The 11,126-nt window shown below is 42.6% G+C and carries 8 protein-coding genes and 2 pseudogenes; 5 read left to right on the forward strand and 5 right to left on the reverse strand.

Annotation, left to right across the window (positions count from 1 at the left end):
- Positions 1–3: 3 nt before the first annotated feature.
- From AC3CIA_RS20875 to AC3CIA_RS20885, 3 genes are all read right to left on the reverse strand, one after another.
- Positions 4–2,067, reverse strand: coding sequence for a protein-disulfide reductase DsbD family protein (locus tag AC3CIA_RS20875; protein WP_488519650.1), 2,064 nt, complete (start codon positions 2,065–2,067; stop codon positions 4–6).
- 95 nt (positions 2,068–2,162) lie between these two features.
- Positions 2,163–2,639 carry a hypothetical protein gene (locus tag AC3CIA_RS20880; RefSeq protein WP_065207018.1) on the reverse strand — a complete coding sequence of 159 codons (477 nt, stop codon included), beginning with the start codon at positions 2,637–2,639 and terminating at the stop codon, positions 2,163–2,165.
- 351 nt (positions 2,640–2,990) lie between these two features.
- Complete coding sequence (locus AC3CIA_RS20885; RefSeq protein WP_004731805.1) at positions 2,991–3,239, reverse strand: hypothetical protein; 249 nt, start codon at positions 3,237–3,239, stop codon at positions 2,991–2,993.
- Positions 3,240–3,491: 252 nt separating this feature from the next.
- Here AC3CIA_RS20885 and AC3CIA_RS20890 point away from each other — a divergent pair, with 252 nt between their 5' ends.
- Together AC3CIA_RS20890 and AC3CIA_RS20895 are read left to right on the forward strand one after the other, a co-directional pair.
- Positions 3,492–5,096, forward strand: a complete 1,605-nt coding sequence (locus tag AC3CIA_RS20890; protein ID WP_065207019.1) for a mechanosensitive ion channel family protein — start codon at positions 3,492–3,494, stop codon at positions 5,094–5,096.
- 234 nt (positions 5,097–5,330) lie between these two features.
- On the forward strand, positions 5,331–6,164 hold the full coding sequence (locus AC3CIA_RS20895; protein WP_488518978.1) for a RecX family transcriptional regulator: 834 nt from the start codon (positions 5,331–5,333) through the stop codon (positions 6,162–6,164).
- Positions 6,165–6,204: 40 nt separating this feature from the next.
- Here AC3CIA_RS20895 and AC3CIA_RS20900 read toward each other — a convergent pair whose 3' ends face one another.
- On the reverse strand, positions 6,205–6,963 hold the full coding sequence (locus AC3CIA_RS20900; RefSeq protein WP_436404771.1) for a response regulator transcription factor: 759 nt from the start codon (positions 6,961–6,963) through the stop codon (positions 6,205–6,207).
- 255 nt (positions 6,964–7,218) lie between these two features.
- On the opposite strand from AC3CIA_RS20900, the pseudogene AC3CIA_RS20905 reads away from it, so the two are divergent.
- The 3 genes and pseudogenes from AC3CIA_RS20905 to AC3CIA_RS20915 all read left to right on the forward strand — a co-directional run.
- Positions 7,219–7,296: pseudogene (locus AC3CIA_RS20905) on the forward strand (DUF3187 family protein); the annotation flags it as partial.
- A gap of 156 nt (positions 7,297–7,452) precedes the next feature.
- Positions 7,453–8,483: pseudogene (locus AC3CIA_RS20910) on the forward strand (porin).
- 181 nt (positions 8,484–8,664) lie between these two features.
- A complete protein-coding gene (locus tag AC3CIA_RS20915; RefSeq protein ID WP_029222415.1) occupies positions 8,665–8,976 on the forward strand; it encodes a hypothetical protein in 312 nt (103 codons plus the stop codon).
- 92 nt (positions 8,977–9,068) lie between these two features.
- Here AC3CIA_RS20915 and AC3CIA_RS20920 read toward each other — a convergent pair whose 3' ends face one another.
- Entirely contained in the window at positions 9,069–10,916 is a 1,848-nt protein-coding gene (locus tag AC3CIA_RS20920) for a M3 family metallopeptidase (RefSeq protein ID WP_237298304.1), read from the reverse strand.
- Positions 10,917–11,126: the final 210 nt, after the last annotated feature.

An 11,126-nucleotide genomic window follows, 5' to 3' on the forward strand; every position in this document is an offset into this window, starting at 1 on the left:
CAATTATCTCGCAGCGTCGATGGCTTGAACGACAATGTCACTGTCTAGAATGACAGGCAGTGGAATACCGCTTTTATAGCTTGGGCCGTAGACGATATTAAATGGCACACCAAATCGACCATTACTTTGTAGGTATTGAGTGACACTTTCACTTGGTGTTGTCCAATCGCCTTTCATTAAAACAATATCTTCTTTCTGTAGGTGGCTGTAGACAGGGTCTTGGAGAATGACGCCAATCTTGTTGGCCTTACAGGTAATACACCAATCAGCGGTCACATCGACAAATACCGTTTTGCCTTGCTCAACCAATTGAGGGATTTGTTTTGCATCTAGCTTTTGCCAAGCGAGATCGTCAACAATCGGTGTCGCCCAATTGTCTGCGGTCACACTGCCTACGATTAATGCAGCACCAAACACCAAGGTTGTGGTTGCGACGATAGGAATAAGTACCTTGCGACCCAACTTACGGCCAATCCAAATCAATACTGTAATCACGATAAACAGTGACAACAGGATCGTCGGGAATTTACCAATGAATGGGCTCATTAGGCTTGCTAACCATAGACTGGTAATGAACATCATTAAGCCAAATACCAGCTTAACTCTGAACATCCATGCCCCAGGTTTTGGAAGCAGTTTTGTAAGACTTGGGAACAGCGCGAAAATTAACCAAGGTGCACTCATACCGATGCCGAGTGCGATAAAGATAGCCCACAACTCTTGGTAGCTTGCCCCAAGTGCATAAGCGACTGCGGTTCCTAGGAATGGAGCGCTACACGGTGTTGCCAACAGCGTAGCAAACATGCCTTGAATAAAGTGGCCTGAATGTGAGTCGTCGCCTTTAGTCGCCATCCAAGTGTTTAAACCTGATGGTAGTCTGAATTCGAATAACCCAAGTAGGTTAATCGAGAACAGCAAAGTGATGATCAGCATGAACCCGATGAACCAAACATTTTGGAACTGGATTCCCCAACCAATCGCATTGCCACCCATTTTTAGAGCGGTCATGCCAAGGGCTAGGAGTGCAAATGACGTAATGACACCTGACGCAGAAGCTAAGAATGAGAGTCGGATATGTCGATTGGATGCACCTTGATTTTGAATGATGCTGTTTAACTTCATTCCTAATACAGGCAACACACATGGCATAATATTGAGGATCAAACCGCCAATCAAAGCAAAGCCGATCATTGCAAGAAAACCGTTGTTACTTGCTTGATAAGCAATAGGTTCTGAGCCGACTTGAGCCGTCATCTCTTCGGCAAAATTAGTGTCTGAAACCGTGACACTAACGGTGCGATCCGTTAAGTCGACTTCGCCTATCCAGTTGCTGACGTCAAATACCGCGGTCATCGTATTGCCGGTGATATGGACGGTTGGTTGAGCAAAGAAGTCATCGATGACTTCTTGCCCGTCAATCAACACCATCGGCTTATCCCAGCCTTCGTTACTGGTTAGTTGAGTGACCAGTTGTTGCTTGCTTTTGTCCCAAAATAGACCGTTCACTGAAGTCCGGCTCGCTTCTCTTGGAGATTGGCTCATGCCTTGGTTGAACAAGAACATCGCTTCTTCATCGAACTTCAATTGCTGTGTGTCGATAGGGAGTTCGATGTCATAGTCAGTCAAAACACAAATATTGGTGCACGACGGGAACGAGAGAGAAGCCCTAAATACAGCGGGTTGCGTTTTGTCTTTCAACGTTAGGGTGACAGGAAAGCTTACGTGCTTTTTGTATCCCAGCGTCATTACGTCAAGTTGTTCGTAGTATTTAGGGATCGGCCAATGCCAATCTACAGACTCTATATTAGTTGAATCAGACCAATTCCAGCTTGGCGGAATGCCACCTTCACCTGGACTGCGCCAATAGGTTTTCCAGTCACCGTCGAGTGTAACGTCCAATACAGTTTGAACGGTACCGCCGTTATCCGACTGTTCCCCCGTCGACATCATTCGCATCTTAACTGGCGGATGCTCAGGCACGCTTATCCAGCCCGTGGTTTGAGCCAGGGCGGTAAATGACGTCATGACTAAGATTGCAGTGACGAAAGCTTTTGCGCATGTGCGCATGCAGAATGCCAACAAATCGACAAACTTAGTTAGTAGTGTGTTGTACACAAATGTATCTCCAAAAAATAAATAAAAGGGTGGAATAGCCCGGTTATTTACTCTCTAAATATACAGTGCTTTAGGTGTAAGCGGTGTTTTGTAGGTCGAGCAGAGCGATGATTGTCTCTAGATAATCTCGAGATGTGAGGAGGTAAGTTAAATGCAACAGCAATAATAAGTACGAATGGGATCAGCCAGCCGGTTTTCGGGGCGGCAAAGGTCAGCATTTTCGAACTCAGGCTGCATGAACTTGAATTTGGTGTTGTCAGAGCTTTAGATGCTTCTGAACCAAAAACGCTGGCATAAAGCTCAGACATTTTATCTAAAGATGCGATGACAGCATGTGGGTTGCTGGTTTCTGCGCCGACAAATATTGATTGTCCAACTAAGGAAGCTGAAGCCGTTACTTTATTTGCAGACAGCGTACTCGCCAGGCAAGTTATGATAACCAGTCCGGTAAGGAGAAGCGCCCAAAGCGATTGCTTTTGTTGGCGATTCTGTGTGGGTAAGAAAAGTAGCGATGTGTTCAGCAAATTAGTCGGTAATCAAATCTGTTAATAGTTAATAGCTAAAGCGAGCTCATTGAATTGTGGCTAGCTTAGATAAGTTCTCTTCGCGCCACAAGTCATAAAATTGTTAAAGTGAAACCATGTATAAACTAGAGAAACTATATAAACGCGGGAAACGGCATATACACGATAAAAGACGTATAAACATCAACTCACGCGAGTACGACATTGGGCTCTGGTTAAAGTTCACAACAACCGGCAATTAGAACTAATTTATTCTGTATCGATTTGTTTATTCACGATGAGGAGATGCAAAAAGCCCAACAGATCTTAGAGGAACTTATTGGGCTTAATCGTTGGTTCTATTGGAAAGGCTTAGTGAGTACGGCGAGGGCCATTACGTACCAAGTCTTTACCATTTTCGAAAACTTCTTTGGTGATCCAGCGAGCGAGCAGAACTTTGTGGCTGCTGTTGAATACAGCAACGAAGTGACGACCATCTGAATTATTGGTTGCCATGCCTACACCTTCAACGCCTTCAAGACCCAAACCGCCAGCTTCCACTGAGATTAGGAACTTTTCTAGTTCTTCTAAGGATTCGATAATATCAAGTTCGTTGTTCATTTCTATGCTCTCTTGCTGTTAGCTAACATCGGATTTAAGGCGTTTTTGTGCATGTGCTTAAGTGACGATATTGGCTGTTGTTCTTTGTTGGTTGCGTACTCTACAGATCATAAGAGGGGATTGGAACTCTCAAATATTAGATACGTACTGATATTTTGCGAATTTTTAACACAACATACGTTTAAATGCTTGTTATCCATATTCTTTTTACTACTATTTAAGGGGTCAATTTAGACATTCATAGGAATTAACATGATAAAGGTTTGGCGTTGTCTATTTTTAATGTTGGCGTTTGTTGCATCAGGGAGTTTTGCACAAAGTGTCGATAAAATAGCAGAAGTACAAGACCAGCTAATGCTGGACCTAACAACATTAGAAACAGCACACGATGCTGAGAAGCCGTTTCTAGAAGATATATTAAGACGAAAGAACCAAGCACTACGTAAAGAGATTTCCTCGCAATTATCATCCGATAAGAAGGAAGGCTTAGACGCTGTTCTTGCCCAACAGGTAGATCTTTTACAACATTTACTGTCATTGAACGAAGTCAAAATTGTCTCTATGAGCAAAGACAACCGTTCGGCTGAGGGGGATTCAAAAAAGCGTCTTGAATTGTTGATTCAAAAACGTATCGGAATGATGGATGATTACTATCAGCAACTCTCTAAAACCTTAAGTTGGTCAAAAGATCGAGGTGTTGATGTATCGGCTGCGGAAAGCCAGTTAAAAACCGCATTGGTTTCTCGTTCTCAATATCTGACCAATGCGATCCTGTATACAGACACGCAGCGTCAAGATCTAGAGCGTCGCTTGTCTTTTGTTAGTGAAGACGAAAAGGCGACAATAAAAACTGAGTTAATACGTTTCAGCGAACGAACCAGTGTAATGGTTGCCAGCTTAGAGACAAGTATCTCTATGATGGCCCCGTTTGGTGTGGATGTCACTTCGTACAAGCGCATTCTATTAGCGACGACTGGGGACATTAACGCCGATGTGTTGGATGTCGATGTTGCACTGGATCTATTGGATAGCTGGCTTCGATCGTTCAGTTCATGGGCGTTTGACAACACGCCTTCATTTATCGTTAAACTCGCTCTGTTTCTCGGTATTTTATACGTAACTCGCCTTATTGCTAACGTGGCTCGTAAGACCGTTCGTAAGAGTGTCTCGCACTCTAAAATGGACTTTAGCGTATTGATGCAGGAGTTCTTCGTATCCATCGCATCTAAAGCGGTCGTGTTTATTGGTTTGCTTATCGCTCTGTCTCAAATTGGGATTGAGCTAGCGCCACTATTAACCGGTTTCGGTGTTGCGGGTGTCATTATTGGTTTCGCATTGCAAGACACACTATCTAACTTTGCGTCAGGTTTGATGATCTTGATCTATCGTCCTTATGATGTGGGCGACATGGTTAAAGTGGCCGGCGTTCAAGGCACAGTAAAAGACATGAGCTTAGTGTCGACGACCATTCAAACCATCGATAACCAACGCTTGGTGATCCCGAACAACAAGATTTGGGGTGACGTGATCAACAACATCACTGCAGAACGTGTGAGACGTGTTGATATGGTCTTCGGCATTGGTTACTCAGATGATATCGATAAAGCGAAAGCGGTATTGAACGACATCATTCTTGCGCACCCTCTAGTACTGAAAAAACCGGAGCATATGATCAAGCTTCATACCTTGAATACCTCTTCTGTTGATTTTGTCGTCAGACCTTGGGTTAAGACCGATGACTATTGGGATGTGTATTGGGATGTGACGGAAACTGTGAAGAAACGCTTCGATGAAGAAGGTATCACGATCCCATTCCCTCAACGAGATGTGCATATTTACAATCACGAAGAGAGCTAAGCGAAAGAGCTAGTACGAGAAGTAATTTCGAAAAGAGCGATTACGAAAAAAGCTAATACGAAAAAGCTAAGCATGGCTTAGAGCCATTATTCTTAATGTGATATCAAATGGACGCTGAATAAGCGTCCATTTTTATTGGCTTCCGTTTATATTGAGCTTCATTCTTTTATGTCACTCAACCGCCTTAGAATTACGTTATGATGGGGTAGGCTTAGTTTGGACAGTTGAAAGCGAATGGATGATTCACAGCAAAAAACGAATAGTAGAAATACAACGGTAAGAAAAGCAACACGAATTGAAAGCGTCATGAACTCTGCGATGTGGCACCTAACCCAGAGAGATATGACGGAAAGCGAGTTGGTTGCGAAGCTCAAAGTGAAAACCGACAATCAAGAATGGATCGATGAAACTCTAGGGACACTGAAAGGCTTCGGGTATCTCAAGTCTGACCAAGTGTTTGCAGAACAATTCGTGGAACAAGCTTTTTCTGGTGAATTCGGTTCTCGATATATTGTCGAAAAATTGAAGAAGAAAGGCCTGACCGATTCAGTGATTTCTGATGCAATCCATAAAGTGTCCTTCGAAAAGTCTATTGATGAGCAAACCATCTTGATAGACCGCATCAACCATTACTATACAAGTTTTACCATGAGCCGTGAAAAGCTTGGCGCGACCCTGCAAAAGCGTGGTTTTAGCTACCAGCAGGTGAAGGTAGCGATTGACCAGCACACGCAGTCGCATGAACTGAAAAGTAATATTCAAATTAAGGCAGAGAAAGCTGATTTGGAAAAAGAGGTGCTTAAATATGCTCGTAAAGGCAAAGGCTTGACTGCTATTCAGCAAGAGCTCAGACAGCGACAAATCGACACCAGCGAGTTGTCATCGTTGGTCGACCGATTAACTAATGAGGAGCAACTGGATTTCTATTCATCTTGTTTGGAACAGCTGCAGAAGAAATCATATGACCTCAACGATCACAAAGAGCGTTCAAAGGCGTACGCAATGTTAAGTCGAAAAGGCTTTTCGTCGGATGAAATCAAATTTGCTCTGAGTGAAGGCAACGAATAACAATCAATATTATGCGTAAAGAAGTGTGCATAGCCTTGCTTTAACGTGTCGTGTGTAGGCTTTCTGTAAGACCTAGGCCATTACGTAAGGCGAATTGAATCAGGTCATTGTGGCTGTTTAAATCGAGCAATCCAAGCATTCTGTATTTATGCGATTCTATCGTTCGAGAACTAAGGTGGAGCTGTTCTGCACACTCTTTTGCACTAAACCCTTGAGCAATGAGAGCCAAAACCTTGGTTTGTTTTTTGGTGAGTAATAATAGCTTCTCACTATCATCTGCTAGCCGATTCTCATTTTGCTTTAGTGTCCTCGCTAGCGTTGAGTGCTGCCAATAACAGAGCCAAAGTTCACAGACTAACTTTAAGCGCTGGATGTCTTCGAGGTCGAAGGTGGTATCGTTGTCGTGAAAGTTAGTGAAAGACAATGCTCCCCAGCGTTGGTTAAACAGCTGCAAAGGAATGATGCAGTGCCATCTTCCCCCTTCTTTATAGATCCTCTTTAACACATAGTTTTTGGTTGAAACGAGTTCGTCACTGGTAAAGGTGAGATATGTTTCATTGGTTTTCAATAGCTTTAGGTAATCAAGGTAGTTACCGCCAACCAAACTTTTCTTATCGACAGGAGGTATGTTTGCTTTGGATACTGAACAAGTTTTCCCGTCTTCGAGTAAGACCATTGAATTCGGGTATAGCGTTAAACGATCAATCCCGAACCAATCGAGTACGTCAAAGCTTGCTTCTGACCACGTTGTTTGAAAGTTTTTAGGATCGCTATTAATAAGAGAGGTTGATTGTTTCATTAATAGCTGTTCAAAACTTAGGCTTAAAGCAGGCACGTTTTTCCTTTCTCGATATATTCATTAGGTCAATACTCAGAAGATATTCGTTCGAGTGGCTCAGTGCAAGATAAGATTCTTATATATATCATAGGTTCTATTTTTAAGTTTTTTATAACTCTTAGTTCTAGATTGTCGAATGATAAGCAGTACATTTACTGCATTAATTGAACGGTGTTTTTTATAGGCTCAGGATTTTAATTCTGCCTAACAAACCCCGTGATGATTGAGAACATCCGGAATATGGATAACAGCACGGATATCGGGTTTACGCTCGGCTTGCGATTCTCAATATAAAAGCCATATCAACATATCATTATGTAATTTAATTCACCAAAGCTATAAAATTTTCAGTAAATTTACGGTATATCAATAACGTATTTTTTTGAACAATAGCGCCACTCCAAAAGGCCGGACTAACAAGGCCGAATTAATATATAGGTAGTGGTTATCATGAAAAAGACATTAGTAGCACTTGCGATTGCGAGCATTTCAAGTTCAGCTTTCGCAGTAAGCACAAGCAGCCAAAACAGCCAAAACGAAGACATGTTTGCATTCGATTCAATGCACAAAGATCAATTCTCAGTATCAGGCTCTTTCGGTGTTGGTGGTTACTACGACACTGGCTCTAAAGCGTTCTACGATGACTGGGCAACGGGTCTTACTCTTGCCGTAAACTACCGTAACAACCGTATTGTTGGTTATTTCGAAACTGATTTGATGGTGAACTACACGACAGACAACAACGTATCTGCGAACGACGCAGCAACAGCTGGTTGGACAAACGGTATCGATACTGAGCAACAGACGTAGACAAAGCATGGTTAGGTTTCGATACTGGCTACGGTATTGCTTCATTCGGTTGGGAAAACGACACAGCACTAGACAAAGTGGATGGCGCTGGCGATAACACTTACGAGTTTGGCGCTTCTGCTGGTGATGCATCTGACGGCTTCAATGTTGTTAAATTCCAAGGCGCAACAAACGGTATCGCTTATGGTATTTCTTACTTTGAAACAGGTGACGATCATAATGATGCGGATAAAGGCATTAACGGTTACATCGGTTTAGAGCAAGAGGTATTCAACCTATACGCAGGTTATGAAGCTCGTGATGACGATGCTGATTACGAAGTTTACACAGTGACAGGTAACGTTAAGGTTGGTGCTCTTAAACTAGGCATGAACTCTTGGATTGAAGAGAGTGATTCTGCTAAGAATACGGGTTACTACGTTTCAGGTGGCTACACAGTTTCTGAAGACCTAACAATCGCAGCAGGTTACGCGTCTAGCAGCAATGAATTAGATGGTCAATCTGACGTAGATTCTTCTTACATCAATATCGCTGCAATGTACCGTATTGCTGACAACGCTGACATGGGTATTGATATCAAGCAAGACTTAGACGGTTACCGTGTGGGTAAAACTAGCGCGCAATACGACGAAGAAACACACGTATTCGCAGCAGCTTACTACTATTTCTAAGAACTTAAGAACTTAAGAACTTAAGAACTTAAGAACTTCTAAGAAATTTGATGATAATGGTGTAATAGCTTGCCCGGTCTTTACACCATATTCTCTTCTTTACGCAGTTTAAATATCCACAGTTCGACATGTGGTATGCCACTCAGGTGTTACGAGTGGAATTATTATTTGGAGAAATGTAATGGTTAAAAACATTACTGCTAAGGGTAGTATTTACGGAAATGATACCCTGTTTACGTGTAAACCGAATCGTAATGGATTATTTGAATTGGCGCGCAAACATGGAAGAGTAGCAGGTACTCGCCCGCAAGATCTCAAGAACAAGGTTTATGCTGAATCTCTTGATGAAGCTTGGAATCTACTCAAAACAGAGAAGTTTTATATTGTTTTGACGGGGCAAGTGTTTGGCATTCATCGAAAATCATTGCGAAGTGTTGATTCTGTTGATGTTGAGTTTAATTGTGAAACTCGCTCGATATGTGTCACGGCATAGATCCAACGCTGAATATAAAAAGGACGATAAATTATCGTCCTTTTTTCGTTTGGTCTTTTGGTTCAACCTTGGTTATAGATGCTCAGCACCCGCTATCGGCCGTATTGCCCAACGATAAAGTGTTCAAACTCATCACACATCTGATGGTTTGACTTATCATTATTCGCCAACTCGGTGGCCCCATCAACGATCGATATCTTCGCATTCAAATCAGCGACTGGTGATCGTTCTCTTGTCGACAGCTGTTTGATTTTTTGCTCCTCAATAGCCCAAGCTTCTTCTGGCGATAAGTTGCACTCGTCAGCGAGGTATTTGGCATTAAAACCTCCCCCAGTCAGGCTTTCGATTGTCCCATTATGATTGACGCTATTGCCTTTGTGCCAGTAGTGCTTAGCTAACAAAGGGCCGATTTCTGGGTTATCCGTTAAGTAGCCAAACTTATCGGTGAAATATGCACGAGTTTGATACACAGCCATATGAGCCAGCAGGTAACCTTGATATGCGCAAGACGCTTCATCCGACAACAGATGTGGGATCGCCATCAATGGGCGAGGGCTACTCGCCAATCCAAGAATCATTTTCTCACTGCTACGAGCAAGATCGGTGATCTTTTCAGGTGTCAGATCTTCATCCGCCAATTCGTAAAGTGCTCGCTCGAAATACGGAACCACTAAAATGCTGCGTTCTTGATAAGCTCTGAAGGGTTGTTTGTTATCGATGATTGCTTTGATTAACTCATCAGGTACTGCTTGGCCATCTGCATTAAGCGCGTATTGTTTGAGCCAATCGGCGTCATTTAACAAGCTGTCACAGAACATGGATTGCGTTTCGGCATAAGCCATCGAGGTTGGTGCAAACTCTTGCGAGAAACACGGTGCGTTCATTTTAACGTTAGCAAAATGGGCCGCATGACCACCCTCGTGAAATAGTGTATTGATGCCATCATAACCGCTACCTACTTGATCGGGCTTTGCGTTGCTCGTGAAGTTAACTTGAGCCGCTACCCAAGTTTCTTGATCGTAGAAAGATGGGATAGGGCCATGGCAGAAACCATTAGGGTACTTACCTTTACGATCAAGCAGATCCAATTTTAATGTCGCTTGAGAGTATTCGATGTTTAGGCGACCAAAAGATTCAATCCAGCGTCGAAGTGACTTTGAGAACGGAACATAAGGATCAAGGTCATTCATAACGTCACCTGCAAAAGAGTAGGTAAAGTTATGGGCTTGAAGTGCATTCTCGCCTTTCTGTTCTGCCAAATTGGCTAGGCTTTGCTGATGGCTATCACGCGTGCGTGCTTCGAAGTCATCCAGTATCGTAAACAGTTGCTCTGTCGTCATCTGTTCGGTTTTCAGCACCGAGTAATCAAAGAAGGTTTTAAATCCCAGTGATTGAGCAAATTGGTTACGTTTTTTGATCAGCTCAATGAAGCCGTTAGCCAGCAGCCACTGTTCTAAATCTAATAGTGCTTGGTGTGCAGAAAATCTGACTTTTTCATTACCATTACTTCTAACTGCTGAACCTAAAACTGGCAGTGATCCTTCTGTTTCGTCGCCTGTTTCATTTACGTAAGTCATCACATGATTCTGTTTTTTCTCAAACAGTTCAGCCTCAAACTTTATGAGATCGGCTTTAAGCTTCTGTGACTGCTCAGACTCAATAGCGTGAGATCTAAAGGTCGCTAACCAACCATTCAAGCCTGTTAGCGTACTCTCTTTTTCTAGGGGATCTTGAATTTTATCGATAGCAGCTAGTTGCGTTTCGATAGCAGCAATTTGTTCGGTAGAGCTTAGAAATTCAGTCCATTGAGTCTGCGCGAGTGTCGAGCCATCGTGGTCGTCACTGATCCCCATATATGTATCCCAAAAGAAGTCTTCTTTCGCTTTATGAGTCGCAAGATACTTTTGATTCAATTGGTTGAGATAGTTCGTTGCAGTCATGACATTCCTTGAAAATTAACCAGTAATTTCAACATTATGACACATTCATTGAATGTATTTTGTGACGATAGATATAACTGAATGCAAGTCACAACCTATCGGTTTACTTTACAGCGTATTAGTGATAATTAATTAACTGTTAATGATTTGTTGTTTGCTAGTATTAACTAAAGAGAGTGTGCTGATTTCTCCGGCTTTTTATTGAGTAAA

Source organism: Vibrio sp. QJM3NY_27 (assembly GCF_057785955.1).

Coding starts and splice junctions, on each gene's coding strand:
- AC3CIA_RS20875 (WP_488519650.1), bottom strand. CDS start 2,067: ATGCGCACATGCGCAAAAGCTTTCGTCACTGCAATCTTAGTCATGACG.
- AC3CIA_RS20885 (WP_004731805.1), bottom strand. CDS start 3,239: ATGAACAACGAACTTGATATTATCGAATCCTTAGAAGAACTAGAAAAG.
- AC3CIA_RS20890 (WP_065207019.1), top strand. CDS start 3,492: ATGATAAAGGTTTGGCGTTGTCTATTTTTAATGTTGGCGTTTGTTGCA.
- AC3CIA_RS20895 (WP_488518978.1), top strand. CDS start 5,331: ATGGATGATTCACAGCAAAAAACGAATAGTAGAAATACAACGGTAAGA.
- AC3CIA_RS20900 (WP_436404771.1), bottom strand. CDS start 6,963: ATGAAACAATCAACCTCTCTTATTAATAGCGATCCTAAAAACTTTCAA.
- AC3CIA_RS20915 (WP_029222415.1), top strand. CDS start 8,665: ATGGTTAAAAACATTACTGCTAAGGGTAGTATTTACGGAAATGATACC.
- AC3CIA_RS20920 (WP_237298304.1), bottom strand. CDS start 10,916: ATGACTGCAACGAACTATCTCAACCAATTGAATCAAAAGTATCTTGCG.